Source organism: Inquilinus sp. (genome assembly GCF_057815775.1).
On the sequence record NZ_JBYRFX010000716.1, the window covers coordinates 1 to 19,445 of the forward strand.

Annotated in this window: 25 protein-coding genes; 2 read left to right on the forward strand and 23 right to left on the reverse strand. The window is 65.2% G+C overall.

What is annotated here, in order from left to right; all coding sequences use genetic code 11:
• Positions 1 to 60: 60 nt before the first annotated feature.
• Together AC3XYG_RS25000 and AC3XYG_RS25005 are read right to left on the reverse strand one after the other, a co-directional pair.
• Positions 61 to 423, reverse strand: a complete 363-nt coding sequence (locus AC3XYG_RS25000) for a DUF2190 domain-containing protein (RefSeq protein ID WP_489142577.1) — start codon at positions 421 to 423, stop codon at positions 61 to 63.
• Positions 416 to 1,537 carry a hypothetical protein gene (locus AC3XYG_RS25005; RefSeq protein ID WP_489142578.1) on the reverse strand — a complete coding sequence of 374 codons (1,122 nt, stop codon included), beginning with the start codon at positions 1,535 to 1,537 and terminating at the stop codon, positions 416 to 418. The genes AC3XYG_RS25000 and AC3XYG_RS25005 overlap by 8 nt, the downstream gene beginning before the upstream one ends.
• A gap of 300 nt (positions 1,538 to 1,837) precedes the next feature.
• On the opposite strand from AC3XYG_RS25005, the gene AC3XYG_RS25010 reads away from it, so the two are divergent.
• A complete protein-coding gene (locus tag AC3XYG_RS25010; protein ID WP_489142579.1) occupies positions 1,838 to 3,013 on the forward strand; it encodes an SEC-C domain-containing protein in 1,176 nt (391 codons plus the stop codon).
• Between the two features lie 84 nt (positions 3,014 to 3,097).
• Here the strand turns inward: AC3XYG_RS25010 and AC3XYG_RS25015 are convergent, their stop codons facing one another.
• Genes AC3XYG_RS25015 through AC3XYG_RS25050 form a run of 8 tightly spaced genes read right to left on the reverse strand, consistent with a single transcriptional unit; the run spans position 3,098 to position 9,989 of the window.
• Positions 3,098 to 4,393, reverse strand: coding sequence for a PBECR2 nuclease fold domain-containing protein (locus AC3XYG_RS25015; RefSeq protein ID WP_489142580.1), 1,296 nt, complete (start codon positions 4,391 to 4,393; stop codon positions 3,098 to 3,100).
• Positions 4,383 to 5,918 (reverse strand): DUF935 domain-containing protein, encoded by a 1,536-nt coding sequence (locus AC3XYG_RS25020; protein WP_489142581.1) that lies wholly within the window; start codon positions 5,916 to 5,918, stop codon positions 4,383 to 4,385. Before AC3XYG_RS25020 ends, AC3XYG_RS25015 begins: the two co-directional genes overlap by 11 nt.
• Positions 5,915 to 7,549, reverse strand: a complete 1,635-nt coding sequence (gene terL, locus AC3XYG_RS25025) for a phage terminase large subunit (protein WP_489142582.1) — start codon at positions 7,547 to 7,549, stop codon at positions 5,915 to 5,917. The genes AC3XYG_RS25020 and terL overlap by 4 nt, the downstream gene beginning before the upstream one ends.
• Positions 7,550 to 7,551: 2 nt before the next feature.
• Complete coding sequence (locus AC3XYG_RS25030) at positions 7,552 to 8,052, reverse strand: DUF1804 family protein (protein ID WP_489142583.1); 501 nt, start codon at positions 8,050 to 8,052, stop codon at positions 7,552 to 7,554.
• A 2-nt stretch (positions 8,053 to 8,054) separates the two neighbouring features.
• A complete protein-coding gene (locus AC3XYG_RS25035) occupies positions 8,055 to 8,651 on the reverse strand; it encodes a hypothetical protein (protein ID WP_489142584.1) in 597 nt (198 codons plus the stop codon).
• Positions 8,648 to 9,004, reverse strand: a complete 357-nt coding sequence (locus tag AC3XYG_RS25040) for a DUF2730 family protein (RefSeq protein WP_489142585.1) — start codon at positions 9,002 to 9,004, stop codon at positions 8,648 to 8,650. The genes AC3XYG_RS25035 and AC3XYG_RS25040 overlap by 4 nt, the downstream gene beginning before the upstream one ends.
• Positions 9,004 to 9,489 carry a hypothetical protein gene (locus tag AC3XYG_RS25045; protein WP_489142586.1) on the reverse strand — a complete coding sequence of 162 codons (486 nt, stop codon included), beginning with the start codon at positions 9,487 to 9,489 and terminating at the stop codon, positions 9,004 to 9,006. The genes AC3XYG_RS25040 and AC3XYG_RS25045 overlap by 1 nt, the downstream gene beginning before the upstream one ends.
• A complete protein-coding gene (locus tag AC3XYG_RS25050; RefSeq protein WP_489142587.1) occupies positions 9,486 to 9,989 on the reverse strand; it encodes a glycoside hydrolase family 24 protein in 504 nt (167 codons plus the stop codon). The genes AC3XYG_RS25045 and AC3XYG_RS25050 overlap by 4 nt, the downstream gene beginning before the upstream one ends.
• Positions 9,990 to 10,262: 273 nt before the next feature.
• Here AC3XYG_RS25050 and AC3XYG_RS25055 point away from each other — a divergent pair, with 273 nt between their 5' ends.
• Complete coding sequence (locus tag AC3XYG_RS25055; protein WP_489142588.1) at positions 10,263 to 11,306, forward strand: DUF4238 domain-containing protein; 1,044 nt, start codon at positions 10,263 to 10,265, stop codon at positions 11,304 to 11,306.
• Positions 11,307 to 11,536: 230 nt separating this feature from the next.
• Here AC3XYG_RS25055 and AC3XYG_RS25060 read toward each other — a convergent pair whose 3' ends face one another.
• The 13 genes from AC3XYG_RS25060 to AC3XYG_RS25120 form a co-directional block, all read right to left on the reverse strand.
• Positions 11,537 to 12,310: a hypothetical protein gene (locus tag AC3XYG_RS25060; RefSeq protein ID WP_489142589.1), complete on the reverse strand. Its 774-nt coding sequence runs from the start codon at positions 12,308 to 12,310 to the stop codon at positions 11,537 to 11,539.
• Positions 12,311 to 12,376: 66 nt separating this feature from the next.
• Entirely contained in the window at positions 12,377 to 12,793 is a 417-nt protein-coding gene (locus AC3XYG_RS25065; protein WP_489142590.1) for a hypothetical protein, read from the reverse strand.
• The gene (locus AC3XYG_RS25070; RefSeq protein WP_489142591.1) at positions 12,790 to 13,203 is read right to left on the reverse strand and encodes a phage protein GemA/Gp16 family protein; all 414 of its coding nucleotides are present in this window, start codon (positions 13,201 to 13,203) and stop codon (positions 12,790 to 12,792) included. The genes AC3XYG_RS25065 and AC3XYG_RS25070 overlap by 4 nt, the downstream gene beginning before the upstream one ends.
• On the reverse strand, positions 13,200 to 13,700 hold the full coding sequence (locus tag AC3XYG_RS25075; protein ID WP_489142592.1) for a DnaA N-terminal domain-containing protein: 501 nt from the start codon (positions 13,698 to 13,700) through the stop codon (positions 13,200 to 13,202). Before AC3XYG_RS25075 ends, AC3XYG_RS25070 begins: the two co-directional genes overlap by 4 nt.
• Positions 13,690 to 14,058: a hypothetical protein gene (locus tag AC3XYG_RS25080; protein ID WP_489142593.1), complete on the reverse strand. Its 369-nt coding sequence runs from the start codon at positions 14,056 to 14,058 to the stop codon at positions 13,690 to 13,692. Before AC3XYG_RS25080 ends, AC3XYG_RS25075 begins: the two co-directional genes overlap by 11 nt.
• Complete coding sequence (locus AC3XYG_RS25085; RefSeq protein ID WP_489142594.1) at positions 14,058 to 14,360, reverse strand: hypothetical protein; 303 nt, start codon at positions 14,358 to 14,360, stop codon at positions 14,058 to 14,060. The genes AC3XYG_RS25080 and AC3XYG_RS25085 overlap by 1 nt, the downstream gene beginning before the upstream one ends.
• A 109-nt stretch (positions 14,361 to 14,469) precedes the next feature.
• Complete coding sequence (locus AC3XYG_RS25090) at positions 14,470 to 14,703, reverse strand: hypothetical protein (RefSeq protein ID WP_489142595.1); 234 nt, start codon at positions 14,701 to 14,703, stop codon at positions 14,470 to 14,472.
• Positions 14,703 to 15,029 (reverse strand): hypothetical protein, encoded by a 327-nt coding sequence (locus tag AC3XYG_RS25095; RefSeq protein ID WP_489142596.1) that lies wholly within the window; start codon positions 15,027 to 15,029, stop codon positions 14,703 to 14,705. Before AC3XYG_RS25095 ends, AC3XYG_RS25090 begins: the two co-directional genes overlap by 1 nt.
• Positions 15,026 to 15,607, reverse strand: a complete 582-nt coding sequence (locus tag AC3XYG_RS25100) for a hypothetical protein (protein WP_489142597.1) — start codon at positions 15,605 to 15,607, stop codon at positions 15,026 to 15,028. The genes AC3XYG_RS25095 and AC3XYG_RS25100 overlap by 4 nt, the downstream gene beginning before the upstream one ends.
• Positions 15,608 to 15,610: 3 nt before the next feature.
• Entirely contained in the window at positions 15,611 to 16,381 is a 771-nt protein-coding gene (locus tag AC3XYG_RS25105) for an AAA family ATPase (protein ID WP_489142598.1), read from the reverse strand.
• Entirely contained in the window at positions 16,381 to 18,498 is a 2,118-nt protein-coding gene (locus AC3XYG_RS25110; protein ID WP_489142599.1) for a Mu transposase C-terminal domain-containing protein, read from the reverse strand. The genes AC3XYG_RS25105 and AC3XYG_RS25110 overlap by 1 nt, the downstream gene beginning before the upstream one ends.
• The gene (locus tag AC3XYG_RS25115) at positions 18,462 to 18,962 is read right to left on the reverse strand and encodes a hypothetical protein (protein WP_489142600.1); all 501 of its coding nucleotides are present in this window, start codon (positions 18,960 to 18,962) and stop codon (positions 18,462 to 18,464) included. The genes AC3XYG_RS25110 and AC3XYG_RS25115 overlap by 37 nt, the downstream gene beginning before the upstream one ends.
• 81 nt (positions 18,963 to 19,043) lie before the next feature.
• Positions 19,044 to 19,445: helix-turn-helix domain-containing protein (locus AC3XYG_RS25120; protein WP_489142601.1), on the reverse strand; the 402-nt coding region annotated here is incomplete at its 5' end.

A 19,445-nucleotide genomic window follows, 5' to 3' on the forward strand; every position in this document is an offset into this window, starting at 1 on the left:
TCAGTTTCGGGTCGACGGGGAACGGCGCGTCTATGGCCATGGGACCTCTCTGGGGCGGGGTTAGGCGGCGACGCCGCGGTCGATGAGGAGGGAGCCGATGTCGCCGAGCACGCCGGTGGTCATGGCGATGCCGACGACGCGGTTTCCGGCGGCGGCCTTGACGGCGCGGCCCACGGCATCGGCGGTCAGGTCGTCGCCCCTGGTCACCGGGCCGCCGTACTCGACCTCCGCGATCTGGGTCAGGACGACATCGAAGGTGATGCCGGCGGACTTGGCGCCGAGCATGTCGGTGACGCCGATGGCCTTGTCGGCCGCCCCCGCCGCCGCGACGGCGGTGTCGTCATCCGCGCCGAACTTGACGATGCGATGGGGCGCGACGATCGCGCTGGCGACGAAGGGCTTCACCAGGCCATGGTTACGCACGGCGGATCTCCTGGGTGTTGGTGACGTGATCGACCGCCGAGGCGAAGCTCACGCTGTCGCCGAGCGCGGCGCGGTCGGCCTGGTACTTCGTCGCCCGGTCGGCGAGCGACCGAGCGGTCTCGTCCTGGGCCCGACCCGCGGCGCCGGCGACCTCGCCGAACGCGACCGTGGGCGCCAGGCTGGAGAGGAAGCGTCGAAAGAAAGCAGCCGTCGTCTCCTTCTCGGTATCGTCGCCTGCGGCGAAGGACACCGTCTCGTTGTCATCGAGCCGGGCCATGAACGCGGCGACCTCGGCACGGTGGCCGGACGGGACGCGGTTCTGGGCAACCAGGCCGTCGATGAAAGCCGCGTCCGCCTGAGTCCGGCGATCGGCTTCCTGCTGGGCGAAGGTGGCCAGGCGCTTGGCGTTGTCGTCGTGTTCCCGGCGCAGCCGTTCCCGCTCCGCCTTGTCCTGATCGGACATCGGATTCTCCTCGGTGGTGGTGGGTGTGGCGGCCGGAGCCGCAAACGCTGGCGCCGGCTGGTCGGGCATCTCGGGCTTGATCGCTTCCTCGGTGAGGAAATCGAGATCCCAGGACGGGATCACCTGGTCGGCGACCTCGGTGCCCTTGTCGCCGATGATCCATTCGCGCAGCCGGCGCAGGATCGTGACGACGGTGCGTTCCTCCCAGCCGAACTCGACGGTCTGGCCGTCCTCTGCCGCGAACTGGACCGGCGGCAGCCCTTCCACCGCAGGTGGATGCGCGCCGAGAAAGCCGACATGCTTCAGGTACCAGGTGCCCGGCACAGGATTGCCGGCAGCTTCCGGCCGCCAGAAGCACGCGGAGACCTGGGAATACCGGCCGTCATTGACCAGTTGGGCGAAGGCAGCCTCGACCCGCTCGGGGACCACGCGGAGCTTGTCGCCGGTGGCTTCGACCTTGCCGACCCAGCCGTAGGCCGGGTCTTCCAGCTTCGGGTGGCCGATCACCAGTGGTGCCGGCCGGATCGCAGGATCGTAGGCAGCAGCCGAGGCGGACAGGTCCTTGGAGGTGATGGTGACACGCGCGCCGCTGGCATCCGTCCGGGTGCCGGCACGAAAGGCGTCGAAGGCGTTGAGCGGAGCGTTGGGCACATGGACCTCGATCGGTGGGATCGAGGTCTGTGATAGGATGCGGCGGCGACGTCGAATTGACCCTAGTCGTTGGGTCAGGACCGCCCCTTTATGGCTCGGTCACGCCGACACCCCGCACCGACCCTGTCCATCCATGCATAGCATCGCCGCTAACGGGGGGCTAACGGGGCTACAGCCCGCGATCCCCACGCGGGTGTGGCCGCATGCCATCTCGTGCGTCCCGCTTGTCCTCGCGCTTGGAATGAGGTTCAGCTAGAGATGCGCTGAACGCTTGGCTCAGAGAGACGAAGGCGGCAATAGGTGATTTCGATTCCGGAAGCATTTGAGGATGTCGCTCGGGATCTGATCGAGCCACAGCCGAATATGCGACCAAACGCACGTTGCTGGTGTGGCTCGGGAAAGAAATACAAGCATTGTCATCGCGATCGACATAGAGAGCAGCCACTTAGGCCGCACGAGATCCAAAAACTCCATCGACAAAGCATGGAGCGGGGAGTTTGTTCGTTTCCCGGTGGCTGCGATCGTAAAATTGTTTCATCTCACACAGTTCAGAGAAAGGGGGGGCTCGCAGCGATTCAAGAAAATGGCCATGTCTATGGCGCTCTACCTGAGTGGGACGGTCTGTTCGATGACAATGCGTGGCCACCTCCGCGCAGAATAGGAAACCGCCGCGCTTCTACATTTCCAGGCTTCTGCAATGAACATGACACTGTCATGTTCAAACCAATCGAAGGAGATTCGATTTCTTTCGACGTGCAATCAGCATTCCTCTTCTCATTCCGGGCAGTGGCTTTTGAATTGCAAAGAAAGCTCGGAGCCATTGCCATGATCGATAATATGCGGATCCTGGACAGTGGATGGGCATTTGAGCGGCAGGCGCATTTCCAGCTTACGCTGCAAATTTTCCGCGCAGGCAACATTGTCGGCTTGAGAGACAGCAGATATTGGAAAAAAGTATACGATGAGATTTATCAAACCTCTGCATACGCGAAATTTCAATACTATGCAGTGATCTTTGATTCCGTGCTTCCGATTGTCGCTTGCGGAGGATTTGCCCCAGAATTTGACTTTGACGGTGCAATTTTACAGGAACTTTCTAAGCCTGTAATAGCCGAGATGGTAACACTCAATATCACCGCGGTGGATGGGCGAACGGTCGCGGTATTCGGATGGGTTGGCAAACCTGATGGTGCCGCCGAACGCTTTGTCCACAGCTTCACGCGCCTTCCAGAGAGCAGGAAAGCTGAGGCGCTGGTGCGCTTGGCCTTCGAATATCTTGAGAACGTCTTCATGCGCGAGAGTTGGTGGGATGGTCTCTCCGCCGCCTGTCTCGCCGCTTTCAACAGGCATCGAGAGGGTGGCCTCCCTATGGTCGGCCGTCAGGCAAGAGATCTCGTGGATGACGGCTTGGTAAGCGTGACAAGCCGAGTTGTCGCGGAGAGCGCAAGTGAGCGTGGACGGCCAACACGGTCGTAGGTAGTCCTTTTGGTCGCCGTCGGTCCGGCCGCCTGCCCGAAAGCCGCGGGGTGGACCGGGGGGCAGGTGCCCGGCCGAGTTCTCTTATCGCTGATACAGCAGGACGCCATAGCGCGTTCCATCGACGTGGGCTGCACTGGTTCGCGCGAACAGGGTCGCACCGTCCCATCCTTTGGGCGACCACTCGAACACGGCCAGCCCGCCACGCCGCTTGTCCATTTCGAGCCGCCTCACGTAGCGACGCCGTAAGATGTAGTTTGGCGGCTGGCTAGGCGGTGCGACGTCAAGCCAGTGCAGCCAGATCTCGTCGGGGTCCTTCAGGGCCGCGGCGAGTGCGAGCAGATACTCCTCCCCGCCCTGCTTGGTCATCTTGAAGGTTCCGTCGTCATTGCGGAACAGCTCGTCAGTGATGACCGTTCGGGTGCCGCTGGGGTCGCGCCACACGACGGGCTGCCCGATGTCTCCACCAAACTCCCGCAGGAAAGCGCGGACATAGTCTTCTTCTGCCAAGCCAGCCGGGAGCTTCGGCACGGGCGGCAACTCTGTGGAGGGCAGCGGCGGTGGCTGCGCTATTGGCGTCGAGCCGGGCAAGGCGCCCAGCTGCGATGGGGGCCGAACTGGCGCTGGCGGGTTGGGCGGCGTCGGATCGGGCAACGGCTGTCGCAGCTCGCGCGGCGTGACGCCGCGCATCCAGCTATCGCCGGGATTGTAGCCGAAGCCGGTGTCGATGCCTTTTGGCGTCCAGACGGTCTCGGAGGAGCCATCCGGCGCGCGGACCTGGCGTGGCTCCAACTCGATTTCCGGCGGGTCGCGCGTGACCTTCAGCCCGTAGCGCTTGAGGTCGCGCTCCGACAGACTTTGGGCATGGCAGCGGCAATTCCAGCCGTTCGGCGGCCAGTGAGTTTTCCACCAGGGATGATCGATCGGCAGGATCACGTCGTGCCAGGCGTAATGCTCCGGCCGGGTGCGCTCGTCGTGGACATCGACGTACCGGGCATAAGGCCGGGTCGCCTTGAGCCGCTGGGCCTGCTGCCAGCGGCCCGAGCTGTAGGCCATGCGAGTGTTGGTCTCGAAGATGATCCGGCTGCGCCAATTGCGGCTACCGTGATAGCTCCAGCCATGCTGAGCGACGATGCGATCGAAGTCCGCCCGGAACGTCTCCAGCGTGCCGCCAGCGGCGATGGCCTGGTCGAGCGACTGGCGGAAGTCGGCGAGCAGCGACTCGGACGTGGCCCCAGCCACCGAGAAGGCGCGTGCATGGGCGCCGTGCATCAGGTCGGACCAGCTATTGGTCGGCAGATCGACCTTGCTCCGGAAATAGTCGATCGCCTCGCTGAAGTGGACCGGCGTCAGCGAGACGGGAACGGCTTCACCGGCCATCGGCCTGGTCGCTCATGCCGGTCATCGCGGACAGGGCCAAGCCGTCGCGCAGCAGTTCGGCCAGGCCGTCTATCGGGATGGTCGATTCCAGCCGCGCCAGGCGCGCCGAAAACTCGACCGGCGTCTCGCGCAGCCGGATCGCCTCGTCCAGGGCGGCCTTTACGGCGTCGATCATCTCGTCCAGCGCCGACCCGCCAGCCACCTCGATCTGGTCGGTCAGATCGTCGTCGGCGTCCCGCGCGACCGGTGCCGCGAAGGCGGCGGGCTGTGGTTGCTGGCCCGGCGGCAGAGCGGCGGGCTCGGGCTTGCCGACGAAGAACCAGCGACCGTTGACCTGGTCCACGAACTCCGCCTCGGAATCCTCCGGCTCATAGCCGGCCGCCCGCATCCGGTCGACATAGTCGACGGCCGAGATCTTGGCGTCCGTCTCCGCCTTGCTGGTTTCAGCCGCCTCTTTTCGGTTTTCCGGTCTCGGCCGCCAGACGGTCGGCGGCGCGGCCCCGAGATAGTTCGCCTCGGTGATCCAGGTGATGAGCTGGCCGTTCAGCGTGGCCGACAGCTCGTCGCAGTCGCCATCGCACAGGTCCTGTCGCACCTCGTTGTGCGTCTCGCTGGCCGCCCGGCTGCCGCTCTTGCCGATGTTGGTCGAGAGGGTCTCGCCGAGCACGGCCTCCGAGATCTGCTCGTCCAGCCAGCGGAGGAACTTCTCATAGGTGTCGACGCCACCGGCGCGGGCCGCCTCCAGGAATTCGACCACCGTGCCTTCCGGCACCACCACCGCGCTGTCCTGGGCCAGGCCGGACAGGTCGCGCAGCAGCTTGTCGGGGTCGACGCCGGGACCGTAGGTCCCCTTGGCCGTCGGCATGCCGAACTTTTCGCAGAACAGCGCCCAGAACTGGACGGCGTTGCGCTTGAAAAAGCAGGGCCAGACCAGCCGGTGCCCCAGGCCGAGGCCATAGGGGTCGAAGCTGGTGCCGAAGCGATGGACCAGGAACTTCCGCGACGGCAGATTCTCACCGTCGAGTTGGTTTTCCGGGGTCAGGAGCCGCATCTCCCAATCCCGGTCGAACACGAAGCGCCGCGGGTCGCGCGCCTTGGCCGCGACCGGGACGACAAAGCCGTCCCGCAGCTCCCAGATCAGCTCGCTGGTCGCATAGCCCTTGAGCTGGGCGTCGAGCAGGTCGAGGCACAGCCCGTCGAAGGCGAGGCCCCACTCGCCGGCGAGCACCCGCTCGACCAGCTTGGCAGCCTGCTTGTCGGCGCGCCTGGTGCCGCCCGGCTCGACCTTCCAGTCTCGCGACACCACGGCCCGCTTGCGCTTGTCGAGCACCCCCGAGACATGCCCATCCCGGGCCAGTTCGTCGTAAAGCTTCAGCCCCTTGCCGACACTGCGCTGGGCGAGGATGTCGTCCTGGGGGCGAAGGATATCGCCCCATCCGAGGATGGTGATGTCGCGGCGCGCGGTCGCCTGTTCGGGCATCCGGGCGAGCGCCTTCCCAGCCGGCGCCGTCTGCTGGTCGGTCATAGTCCGTATCCCTGGTATGGCTGCGGCCGGCCCGAGGCTCGCTGGATGCCGGCGGCCATGCGGAGGCGCGCCGTCGCCAGCACCCACAGCATCTCCAGGCAATCCGGCCCGTCGTCGTGGTCGCCCTTGGGGAAGTGCCGCAGCTGGTCGAGCAGCACGGTCTGGCCGGGGTGGAAGCGGATCAGCCCGTTGGCCACGTGCGGCTGCAGGCTTTCGATCCGCAGGGCCTTGTCCGACTTCGTCAGGATCGGCATCGCCGGCACCGGCACGCCCCGCTGCGCCGACCGCCGCACCAGCTCGGTTCGGAAGAACTCCTGGAACTGGACCGCTTCGACGCCCCAGACGAGGCAGCGGTACTCCCGCTGCAGGGCGATCACGTCCTCGATGATCTTGTCGGGCAGGCGCCGGGCGATCTTGGCCTCGACCACGTCGAGGACGCCGGTCTCGCGGTTCATGCCGCCGACCAGCAAGGCCGACGGATCGCGCCCGCGGTTCTGCTTGCCGAGGCTGGGATCGCAGGCGCCGAAGAACATCCAATGCGCCAAGCGCGAGACCCAGAATGTCGGTTTGCCGAACAGCGCGTCCTCGCTGCTGACCGGGTCGTTCTGATACTCGCAGTCGAACGGCCCGACCTTGATGCGAACACGGATCTTCATCAGCCGGACGAAGGGCTGCACCGCGGGCCAGAGCACCTCGGCCCCGACATCCATCACGGCGCGGTTCTCGGCGTAGAAGACATCGCCGGCCGGTTCGCCGTCGTTGCGGAGGATCTCCTCCCACCGCTCCCACAAATCCATCCGGTCCGGCCAGCGGACGATGGCCCGGAAGATGGTCGGCCGCCACATCGGGTTCCTAAGCTTGCGCGCCAGGACGGCGTCGTAGTGCAGGATCGTGCCGACATAGATCATGTCCATGGAGCCGTCGGGCGGCCCCAGCGGCTCAACGGCCTTGTCGATCCAGGCTTCCAGCTTGTCGCGCTGCTCCGGCGACCGGACGTTGTCGTCGTTCTCGAGATCGTCTAGCCAGGCCAGATCGGGACGATAGGCGCCGTGCCGGACGCCACGCAGGCGCTTGCCGGAGCCGAACGCCTGCACCTTGACGTGATTGCGGGTGACGATCACCCCGACCTGCCAGACACGGCCGGCGCCGGTGGCGTCGGGGAAGTCTTGCGCCAGGCGCGGGTTGACCTCCAGCTCGACCTTGATCCCTTCCAGGATGGCGGCGGCCTGGTCGCTGGCGTCCGACATCACCACGGGGAAGCGTTTGTACCCGTAGACGATGCACCAGATGATGAACATCTGGCCGTGAGTGGTCTTGGCGTTGCCGCGCGGCGCGGCGATGGCTTCGCGGGCGCCGGCCGTCTTCGCCGGGTTGTGGATCAGCCCCGGCAGGGTCGCGTAGAGCCAGGTGTGGAACCCGCTCGCGGCGCTGGTGACGTAGTGCGGGAAATAGGCCGTGCAGAAATAGCCGAAATCGGTCGCGGCCCGCGCGATCCGCTCCTTCCGCGCCACCGGGTCGGGGCTGAACCCCTGGACGCTGTTCTCGATCTCCTGGCGCACCTCGGCGGCCAGCGCCGCCATGGCCTGGAGGAACTCGGCCTTTTTCGTCTGCCGTCCGGTGCCCTTCGCCATCGTCAGCCGTACCTCTCGGCGACGAAGCCGGCGAACGGCTCCAGCACCTCAGCCATGGCGGCGCCGTGCTGCGGGAAGCGATCGCGGACGAACACGGCCAGCAACTGCAGCAGCTCGGTGGCGACGGCGTATCGGCCAAGCTCGGGCGCAGCCTTGGCGACCGCGGCCATCGTCTTGTGGAAGGCGTCCGAAAGCCGGCTGATCGCCTCCGCCTTGTCCAGCGCCGGGACGTCCTTCTCGTCGCGAAGCTGGTCCATGGTGGCCTGGTGCAGCGTGAGGAAGTCGGCCAGCACGATCTGGGCGATCATTCCCGCGCCGGAGGTCGACAGGGCCGCGGCACCGCGGGCCTTGTCCCAATCGTCCCCCATGGCCGCGGCGAGGCCCTTCCAGCGCCGCACGGTGCCCAAGGCGACCTCATGCTTGTCGGCGGCGGCTTCCAGCGACAAACGCTCATAGATGTAGCTGCCGCGGACGGCAGTCTTGACCTCCTGGCCATGTGCCATGGTCAGCGCTCCAGGATCGAGCGAGCTGCAGCGGCGCCCGCGCGCATCACGGCACCGAAGGACGGCTTGCGGACGCCCGCGACAACCTCGCGGCCGATGGCGACGTCGCCACCCCGAGCGGTCAGCACCAGCATGGCGTCGGTCAGGCTGACATCGAGCAGGCCGGCCGCGACCAGGAACAGGATATCCGCCTCGACGTCGGCTCGGCTCGATGCCATGGCTAGGCTGGCCAGCCGCGCGCAGAGCCAGTCGACATTGGCGACCAGGGCCACGCCCGGCCAGGTGCGCCGGCCTTCGGCAATCTCGGCGCCGCGTTCGGTGACAGCCAGGGTGTCCACGCCGCTCTGGTCCCGGCCGGCGACGGCCAGGCCGTGATCCTGCAGCCAGGCGCCATGGGCCAGGATCTTGTCCCGCACGATCGGCGCGCCCGCGTCGGCTGTCAGATCGCGGATGAGCGAGACATTTCCGGCGCCCTGCGGCAGCAGGGTCAGCAGCGCTAGGACCAGCAGGCGCTCCCGTTCCTCGACCGGCAAGTCGGCGAGGCAGCGCAGGATGGCCAGGCGCCGATGCTCGGCCAAGCGTTCGGCGAGCGGGATCATTGGCCGCCTCGCCCGAGCAGATGGTTGGTCAGCATGCCGAGCTGGTCGGATATGGAACTCAGCGTGCCGGTATGCGCCTCGGACTTCGCGTTCAGCTTCTCGATCGACGCGTTCTGCACCGCCACGGCGGCCTGCAGCGCTTTCATGTCGTCGCTGGTCGGCATGTGCCTCATGCGCTCGCCGATCAGTACGGTTTCGCGTTCCAGGTGCTCGACACGCCCTGACAGCGCGGCGACGTCGGTCTTGAGGGCGAAGCGCTGGGCGAGCACCAACAGCACCAGGTTGGCCAGGATGGTCAGCAGGCCGATGACCCACAGCCAGTGCTGCCGCATGGCGTCCAGGAAACCGTCCATCAGCTCGGGGTACGCGCCGCAGGCCGCACCGTGTCCTCGGGCTCCGGCCTCAATGCTTCCAGTAGCAGGCGCAGCTCATCGGGCGAGGCGCCGAGACGCTTCACCGCCCCTCTCGCATTGGACTGCAGATAAGCCAGCGCACTGGCGATCACGGCGTTGCCCACATCCACGTCGCTGATCGAGCCAGCGATCTTCTTTTGGGCACGGTCCAGGCCCCGCACGGCAGTCGCATGCAGGAATTCGCGGGCATCGACGGCTAGTCCCTCGGCTTTGACGTTGCCGGAGAGATGCAGGTATCGCAGTGCCCAGGCGAGCACAGCTCCGAGTAGGGCGTCGATGCCGACAGTCAGATACTGCCGCACCAGTTCGGCGATGGGCGAGAAATCGACCATGGCGCCGTCGCCGGCAAAGGCCGGCTGAGCGATGCCGACGAGCAGCAGGACGACGGCCGCCGCCCATATCACGATGGGACGCAGGGAGATCATGTGCGCTCCTTGTGGGTGGGATTGCTGGAGTCCGTGCCGCCAGCGGCGAGATAGACTTCACGCAACCGGTCGAGGCTGTGCTCGCGCTGGCCGTAGCCGGCGCCGGGCAGGCTGGCCCAGATATTGCGGCAGCGGTCGACGGCCTCGCCGAGGCGGCCGGCCCTGACTGCGTCCAGGCTGCGGCGACCCCGGATCAGCTCGACAGCGGCGCGGTCCTGCGAGGCCGGGGAGAAGTCCGGCACGCGCAGCCTGGCCGCCAGATCATCCCAGGTGCGGGCCAGGAACTGATAGCGGCCCGCCGCGGTGGAACTGATCTTGTATCGCGGCAACCAGACGAGCTGCCGCGGATGCGCGGCATAGCCTGCAAAAAGGGTTCCGCCTACCAGCACGTCGTAACCGTCGTCGCTGCCGGCAATGTTCCAGGTGCCTTCCGACACGGCCAGCATATCGAGGAAGGCGGCGACGTTCGGGCCTAGGTCTCGGGCTGATAAACGGGGCATGGTCGGGCACGGCTCCGAAGAGGGCGGCTTGGCCGCCTGGTGCCCGAATAAGAGCGCCGCCTCGGGGGCGGCGAATTGACCCTACATCGTTGGGTCAGAAGTGCTCAATGGTGCGGAAAGCCTACGACGCTTCAGCGCCAGCGCCAAAGAAGACGGAGTTTGGGCGGTGGGGACGCCCGCGTCTACCGTCTAGACTCTTCGCCAGATTAACCTAAAATTGCGGATCAATTTGACAACCTCGGACATTAGAAATCTAATTTTTGGAGCCCGTAAATGGCAGGACGCAAACAGCACTATATACCTCAGTCAATATTGAGAGAATTTGGAACGAAGCAAAGAAATGATGAATATAAAATTCACATATTCGAGCGCAGCCGCAACACCAGACCCTCAAATACGGCTCGCGTGGCGTTCGAAAACGATTTTTACTACTCTCCTGTTTCAGAATTAGAGAAGACAAATCTTGATGAAAAAATAACTAACTTTGAAGGAGAATTGAGAAGATCGCATCTCAATATGCTGAACGCAATTCCTGGACATATAGAAAATACCGAAGATATAATAAATCTGGTTTGCCACCTGAGCATTAGAACCGCGAATTTGCGCAAGTCTTTTGCCGCAGGCATCACGGACGTTGCCAATTACGTTGCGGACGCCATATCTGACGAAGACAGAGTATTAGGAATTTTTTCATCCGGAAGTAATGCCGAATGGTTTCGTGAGTCCATTCAGAAAATTTACGACGATAGTCCAGTTTTTAGGAATAATGGAATTTCTATTGCACAATTTCGGGAGCGAATGCGCACTGTTTTATATGACAATAAATCTGTTCTTGCGCAGTACGGAGCCCTGTTTGCGCAGGTGGTATTGAAGAGCCCTCTGCTCAACGATGCCTTACGTGAGGGCCATAACAATTCCCTGAGATCGGATTTGAATCCAAAAGGCAGAGCAAATATGGTCCGGGAGTTCAAGTGGAAGAAAATCGAATCTGAATCAGAGAATATTTTGTCCGACAGCGTCGTGATCGGGATTTCGGAGAAAAAGATAGTCCCATTTTACATGTTCGGTGGAGATGATGAACTTGATGGCATTTATATGCCGCTGAGTAGCAGCACGCACATATTGGGATACAAACACGAATTGGATCGACTTCCCGATATCGACCGAAATTTGACATCGGCTCGGTGTAGCTTAGATTTCTTCATCGCTCGATCCCATTCCAGAGGATTTGAGGAAATCAAGGCCGAGATAGGCGTCAGTATTGATTCTGTGGTTGCAGAATCGACAGAGAAAGCCATATCTAAAATGGAGTATTAAATATCCGCATGGAGCGGGTGGCCGAACATTAATTATTTCCAATCAATTGGCGCGTTTCTCATCTTCGCCAGGTGCGTCAGCCGGCAGCCATAGCCAAATGCATGGCAAGTTGGCCGCCGGCTCCAAACGGATCGCCTTGCAGCCCGTCTCCCTCCGGTCGCCGCTCGCGCACGCGGCAGGCCCATTCCTTGGTATTAGGGAGCGAAGCTTGCAACGCTCCCCATCGGTGGTCAGTCGAATACGCTGTCCAGAAACTGAACTACAAAGCCAGCCTTGAGAATGTGGAAGAACTCCTTTCCACCTCGAACGATAAGGCCGGCGAAATAGGCGCGTGGCTTCCCGTGCTCATATTGAATGACAAACGCTGACCCGCCGCTCATGCCATCAGGATGCTTCGTAAGAGGCTGCAAGGCTTTCACACGGAGCAACACCTCGTCGCTCGGCTGCGCGTCGGGCAGGCAAATTACCTGGCGCCGAGCGAGACCCAGATGGTTGTTCTCGAAGATGTCGTAATTCTGGTCGCCTGACGGATAACCCGTCAGTAGTATTGCCAGGATATCAACATTCAGGACATCGGGCGGCCCCCCGGTCAGTCGAAAGAATCGCTTCTTGAGCTCCGGCCGATCCTTGCAGGGTTCAGTAAAGTCAAATGCGACTATGTCGTAGGCATCCGTATCAGCACGGGGGGTGTAGCCGCGACGCCCCGCCGATGTGATGGCATGGCTTCCGCAGTCGGTGAGCAGCGCCACTTGCGACTCATCGATCGCGCTGAGCTGGTGTTGTGTCGTGAGCAGGATTTCATGACCGCGGTAGCGGACCGGCGTCGCGGAACCGAAAAGCGAGACTTTAAACGTCTCGTCATCGTTGTGGACGACAAGAGGGCAGGTATGACGAGCGAGGACACTCTCGACTGAGCGCCCCGGCACGATCAATCCGTTGACGTCGACGGCGATGTCGGCGAATTGGCCGAGAACAGTGCCCCTCGTCCGATCCTCAAAGCTCACTCTGTCACCGAATCATCTGTCGCCACGCAGAACCAGCAGGGGGCACATTCTACCACTATGCTGCAGCTAGCCCGCAGCCTCTTCATTCCCTGGCCCGCCAAAGAGGTCGCTTTGTGGACCTCTTCCGTCCAGCCGGCGCTTGCGCACCCGACGGACCCATTCCTCAGTGCAGTTCAGATCCCGCGCGCAGGCTCGCGTGCCGCCGGGATGGCGCAGGATCTCGCGCACCAAGGCACCGTCGCCGGCAGCACGGGGGATCAGCTTGTGTCCTGGCCCGTGCTGCTCCGCAAGCAGACGGGTGGCATCGAGGCCGATGATGCCGACAAGTGGCGACGTGGGTCGCACGTGTTCGACGCCGGGAATGTAGCGCTTGCCGCCGCCCCAGACCTTCGCCAGCGCCCGCGCTTCACGGACGTAGCCGGCGCAGGCGAGGTCGTAGAGCAGGCCGGGGAAGTATTCCGAGGAGACGGGCATCGCGGTCATACGGTTTTGGTCGTCTGTCGCTTCATCGCCTTGAGCGCCTCGACCACCTTGGAGGCGTCGCCGGCGCTGAGCATGTCGGGATCTGGGACAACGGTTTCGTCCAGGCAGAGGACGCGCCGGATCATGGCGCGGAGGGACGCCTCCGACTTCTCGCGGGACGCCTCCTTCCACAGTGCGCGGATGAGTCGGCCGACCTTCGAGCGCCCGGCCCGCATATCGGCCGATGGCTTCCAGCCCAGGCGCTTGAATTCACGGATGACACGTTCGAGCTGGATCTCGTCCAGCCCAGCGGCGCTGTTGCGGTCGACCATCCGGCGCAGGACATCGCGATAGGTGTCCTCGTCGAGGCCGAGCTGTTTCTTGGCGACATGCACCTTGGCGAGCATCACGTTCCGGTTGGCGCCGGTCACGGCCGCACCTCGATCTCGCCCCACAGCTCCCGGAGCATCTGCTCATAGTCCGACCGGATGCGATCGGCATGGAACCTCGACGGGGCGACGATGATGGTCAGTCCCTCGACACGGTCAACGGCCAGCGGCTTGAACCAGGTCGTCCAGCGGCCGATGCCGACACGATCGACCAAGCCGCCCAGAGGGTGCTGGTCATCGGCAGCCGGTACCGCCGCGATCGGGTCCGCCTGGGTATCGGCGCCCGGCAGGTAATCCCGCCAGCGGTCATCACCGAGCAAGGTCGACGCCATCCAGCAGAATTGAGGGGCCGTCCTCTGCAGCCGCATTTCGGTCGCATAGGCGCGCGCCGCGGCAGTCAGCTCCTCCGCGGTCGCGGTGCCGGCCTTGATCAGGGCGCTGAATAGGCGTCGTGCACGCTCGCGAGGGTTCGGCCGCCGCTTCGGACAAGCGGCCCAAAACACGTCGAATACCGGATCGACGGTCGCCTTACGGGGCATCGTCGGCCTCCGCTGCGGAGACCGGTTCGCCTGCCGCCAGCGTCTGCAAGACGTCGCTTCGGACCAGGAGGAACCCGGTCGGGATGCCAAAGGGAGGAGATCGCCGATCGTCGCGGTCGGCCCGGCGGGCGGAGCGAAGGCGTGCCGCGGCGACCTCGGCCCGCATCTCCTGCCGGCCGGCGACGAAAGCCAGCACCTCACCGAGGTTCGGCCCAAACTGGCGGAACCCCTTGGCCAGGTCATCCCGGTGGCAGCGCTTCAACAGCGCGGCGAGCTGGGCACCGCTGCTGCCGGCGCTGGCGCGGCCGAGGGCATGGGCGATCTCGCCCGGCGTGATCGGGGCAGGACGACGGGGCATTATCGTGTCTCCACCGGCATCGGGCCGCTGCCATGCGGGTTGAAACCGTCGCCTTCCTCGCGCGCCAGATAGGCGTCGACTTCGCGATCGGACATGAAACGCCAGGTGCCGCGGATGCGGATTCGGCCGAGGCCGGGCCAGCGCACCAGCCGCAGGAACTCCATCGGATCCATCGGATCATCCAGGGGCGGCAGATACCGGATGCCCGGCAGCTCGATCGTGATTTCTTCCTGGGCCGCGCTGATCAGGAAGAGCCGGACGGTGGCGCGGGCTCCGGCAGGGAGGACCATGGTCATGGTCATTTCCTCTTTCGGGATGGCGTCGCCTGCTCGATGTGCAGGACGAGGAGATGGGCGTTGGGGATCGGTGCCGGCCGGCGGCGCCGGCGGAGGAACCAGCCGATCAGGCGGGTCACCCTGATATCCCCGCGGCCTGGAGGCGTCGGGCCAGGTCCAGTGCCGATGCCGAGACGCTGGCGTCCGGCCGGCCCTCCAGGCCGACGGCCTCGGTCTCCATAGCGGTGAGGTGCTCGATGATGCGGCGGACGTCGCCACTGCTCATCGCCTGGTGCGCGCTGAGACGGGTCTCCAGCTCGCGGCGCAGGCGGCGAAGTTCATTGGACAGCGGATACAGCAGGGTCGCCATCAGGCTTCTCCTCCGGTCGGGCGATGGGGACAGGATTGACAGGCGCGCCATGCGGCGGCGGCCTGCGGGGAATGGGTGGGGCAGCGCCCGGATGCGGTGGCGCGGCACTGGTCGCGGCGGACGGTTTCGCCAAGAAAGGGGCAGCGGACACCGTCGAAGGCGGCGAGCACCGCCGCCTCGAACTCCGCCGTGTTCTTCGCGGGATAGCGGCCGGCGAGCGCCAACGAGACGGCGGTGCGAGACCGGCCGATCACATTCGCGCCAGCCTGCTTGGTGCCGAGGCGCTCGACCTCGGCCTTGAGCCGCTCGATGACGGCCGGGCTCATGCCAGCCCCACGGGGGTTCGGGATGTGTAGAAGCAGCCGTGGTTCGGATCGAACACGCGCCTCCCGTCCTTCTTCTGGAGCCGCGGCTCCAACGGCCCGGTGTTCCATGCCAGGCGCCAGCGGGTCTGGCCGCGGACGTTCGGGTTCACCCGCACGGTGCCTTGCAGGCGGACGAGATAGCCAACCTCTCGCAGCGAGGCCATGTAAGCGCGAGCGGCGCGTTCGAGCAGCGCGGCGTCCGCCTCATCCCTGGCCGTGAGTTGGATCAAGTCGGCTCGGCAGAACCGCTCGGCGGCGCGCATCGCCGCCCACAGCCGCGCGCGGTTGCTGTCGACACGGGTGGTCTGGGCGGTGGCGATGACGATCTCGGGTGGGAGCGGCGCCTGAGTGGCCCATGCGTCCCGTCCGGCCGGTGTGAGGCAGTAGCACCCCACGTCGGCCCGGCTTGCCCAGCCGGCGCGGACCAGAGGGCGCAGGCGGCGGCAGACCTGGCGGTAGGTCAGGCCCGTTGCGGATTCCAGCTCATCCAGGGTCAGGCAGGCATCGGCGCCCGACAGGATCTCCAGCAGCGGCTCCATGGCTCAGGCCACCGCGATCGGAGCGCCGGTGGCGCGATCGTGCAGCAAGGTCTGGCCGCGCATCGCCTCGACCCCGATCGGGCTGCCCGACTGGCGCAGGCCAAAGCGCTCGATCGAGGCGATGGCCTCTTTCAGCTCGCGGGTGTATCCGCCGCAGGCGCGATGGGTGAAGGCGATCAGGTCATCCTTGACCTCGACATCGGAGACCGCGGAGAGCACCGACCGCACGTCACCGAGAGTCAGCGGGTTGAAGTGCACCCTCTGGGATGCCGGGATGCGCGATGCCACCTGCGGATAGCGGTTCAACCGCTTCGCCACGCGATCCATGCCCACCAGGATGGTCGGGATCTCCAAGGTGTCCGTGATGTCGCGGATCGCCTCGACCACGTCCTTGCCGCCGGCGACGGCATGGTCCGCCTCGTCGATCGAGATCGCGATGGTCTTGCCGGTACGCTGGGCCTGGACCTGGCGTTCGGTCAGGGCGTCGCAGAGCAGTTTGAACAGGACGCTGGTCGACCGCGTGGTGGCCGGCTTCCCCGAAGTCGCCTCGTACAGATCCTGCAAGCACCAGCTATGGGTCCAGCCCTGTTTCGCCCGGACCTGGACGGCCCCGGACTGCGTGCCCCACCACTGCGCTGTGCGGGTCTTGCCGAGGCCCGGCTCCCCGTCCACCAACATCATGCAGCTTTCGGAAGCACCGCGGTTTTTCAGCGCCTCGATGGCCGCCAGCCAGGAAATGACGTTGGAGATCTTGGGCACGAAGACGGGTTTCATCAGGCAGCCTCTCTGCACAGGGAGCGGAGGGCCTCGACATCGATCGCGCAGGCATCGAGCAGCAGCCCGAAGCCGGGGTCGGCGAGGCGGGGTTTGAGCCAGGCCAGGTCGCTGGCGGTGGCCTGGTCGGGGTTCGCGGCCAGCCAGCCAGCGAGGTCGTGGTCGGTGGAGAAGATCGGGCGTGCGGCCTCCCGGCCGGCGTTAGCGGCGGGCACGGCCTCGATCCGGCTAACGGCATCGATCTGCCGCCGAGCGGTGGCGATGAACACCTCGTCCACCGTCTGCTGCGGGGCGTGCTCGATCAGCGGCGCGCCGCCGGTCAGCTCCGACTCGACCACCGAGAGGTCAGCCAGCAGGCGGTTGCGACGGCCCTTGGTGCGGATCTGCTGCTCACGCTCGGCGCGGGTCAGGATCGGCATGAACGGCACCTTGTTGCCGTCCAGCTTGGCGATGCCGATCAGGCGGCCGTCGGTGCTGCGGACCCACACCTGGCTGGCGTCGTGGATGTCGAAACCGACATGCACCGTCTCGCCATGGTGGTGTTCGAGGTCGCGGAGAAAATAGACATTGGTCCAAAGCTCAACCTGCCCACGGCGGGCGACGCGCTCGACATAGGGCCGGAAGGCGTCCAGGGCCTCGGCATCGGTCAGCCGGTCGATCATCGTGTCGGGCTGGTCGCGGAGGAGCTTTTCCCAGCGGTCGAGGGGCGACATGCCCAGCTCTGAATGGCGGCGTCCGTTGTAGGCCGCCACGTGAAGCGCGATGTATTTGCGGAAGTCGTCAAAGGACATCAGAAGCCGGGATCGGCCGATCGACTTGATGTCGGCGCGGGTCAGCTTGTGGATGCGGTTCTTCGCTTCCACGTCCATCTTGGCGCCGATGTAGGTCGGCAGCTCCTTCGCCGCCCGCACCAGACAGCTTTGGTGGGCGCGTTCGACCACACCGCGGGCCTGGGAGCTGTATGGGAGGGAGTTCTCCTTGTGGACGCCCAGGCGTGGCAGGAAGCCGGTGTGCGGGCCGTCAAAATAGGCGTTGTTGAAGCCCCTGCCGTTGTCGACATACCAGAGCGCCGGCACTCCCCGGTTCTGGCAGGCTTGGCGCATCGCGTCCGCGACACCCCAGGTGTTTTCCACAATGCCGATCGACCATCCCACGATGACGCGGGTCGCGACGTCGATGACGATGGTCACCTCCGGACGCATCGGCTGGCCATGCGCCGGGTGCGCGATCTCGGCGTCGAAGGTATGGCCATCCGCGACGTAGATCGCGGTCGGCCACAGATCAGCAAAGTCGCGAGTCACATAGGCCCGCATCGTCTTGAGCTGGCGCGGTCCGATCCGGCCGCGGTTGCGGTCGAGGACCGACATCTGGCGCAGGAAGCGCTTGACCTGGTCGTAGCTAGGCAGCGCGACGTCGGGCGGGAGCGTCTCGCCCAGCTTGTCCAGGCAATGGGCGATCGACCACTTCTGCGGTTGAGCCCAGAGGCGCCAAAAGGAGGAGGCCCATTCCGGGACGGCCGGCCGGATAGGGGCGGCCTCGCGCGGGGCAAGAGCGCTGGCTCCAGCCTTGTCGCCGGTTTCGGCCCATCGCATCAAAGATCGGTAGGATAGGGTTCGTCCTCCGGCGGTCCCGGCGCGGGCATTCGCAACGCGCGCAGCCTCGGCTAGATCGGGCCGCAATGCGCCCGCGCGCGCCTGCTCAGCGATTAGCGTTGCAGCCTGACTGCGCGATATCTGCGATGTCGCCTGCAGGCGCCCAATTTCGGTGACCAACAGGGCTCGAGCGTCCATCGCGGTGCGCTGCCACCCCTTCAAGATGCCAACTGCCTGGGGAGCATTCGAAAAAAGGATGGCGACGGCAGTGTCAGCCGGCTTCACCTGCAACGCGCGTCGCGCCAGTTCGCCACGCGCTGCCTGCGGCAGCGCGCTGACGGGATACTCCCGACCGCCCCCACGACCGAGACGTTCGCGGAAGGGCCACGCCTCGCGGTCGGCACGAAGCTGGATCGCGCGTTCCGTCGTGGGCAGTCCAGAATGCCGCGCGTCGGCGAGCTGGCGGGCGGTGAACCACCCGGCCGACATCACCCAGCCCTCCGGGCGGCTTCCCGGGCCGCCCATTCCATGGCCTCCTGGGGAAGGCTCTTGCGAAGCGCCTCCATCCTGCCGCGCAGGCGTCGCTCCTCTAGCTCCAGCACCATCAGTTCCCCCAAGGCGGCGGCTTCGGAGGGCACCGCCTTGTGGTCGCAGGCTTCGACAAGCACGCTCAACAGCCGATAGTCTTCAGTCACGCGGCACAGGGCCGGCAGACGCCATGCCGGCAATTGCCAATCCGCGGCCGAGGGCGCGGCGCAGCGGTCCAGCATGTTCTTGGTCAACTCACGCTCATGCGGCTGCAGGCGGTTGACCTCCGCTGTGACGTCGTGCCGGTCCATGCCCGTGCGCAACTTCACAGCCCCCAGCGTTTCACCCAGCGCCTCGCGAACGCGGGCATCCAGATCAGCGAGGTGTGCCGGCGACGTCCGGACATCGAAAAAACTGGTCTGCGCCGGGTCGGCCACAGTTGGACTGGGACGGCGTGTCATCTCAGGCCACCACGCCACTGGTCACGGCGATCAAGCCGCGAGTGCGTGCGGATGCCGTGACGAGGGAAACGGCTGCCGTGTTCATGCCGCCTCCTGATTTTCACAATGACGGGGGGAGGCCCGGCGCGTAGATTCCGACCCGGAGCGAACACGTGGTATCCGCGATCCATCAACTCGAAACCGGCTCGACCAGATGTCCTGGGCGGCAAGGCCGAGCAGCGCGGCAATCGCTAGTTCGCCCCCCTCATGCGGCCGCCAGATAGCGTGCCGGCAGGCGAAGGCGGGCAGTCCCGCCGCAAGGGCCAGACGACCCAGGGTCCAACGGACCCCGTCATCGTCCAGCCGCATGCGGACCTGGGCTTTGATCGCCTCCGGATGCCAGTCGCCGTTCGGTAGGCGCTGGATGTGGCTCAAACCGTCACTCGTTCGGCGAGTGGCCATTCCGTTTTCCTTCTGAAACCCGGCCGGCCAGGGCCGGGTTTT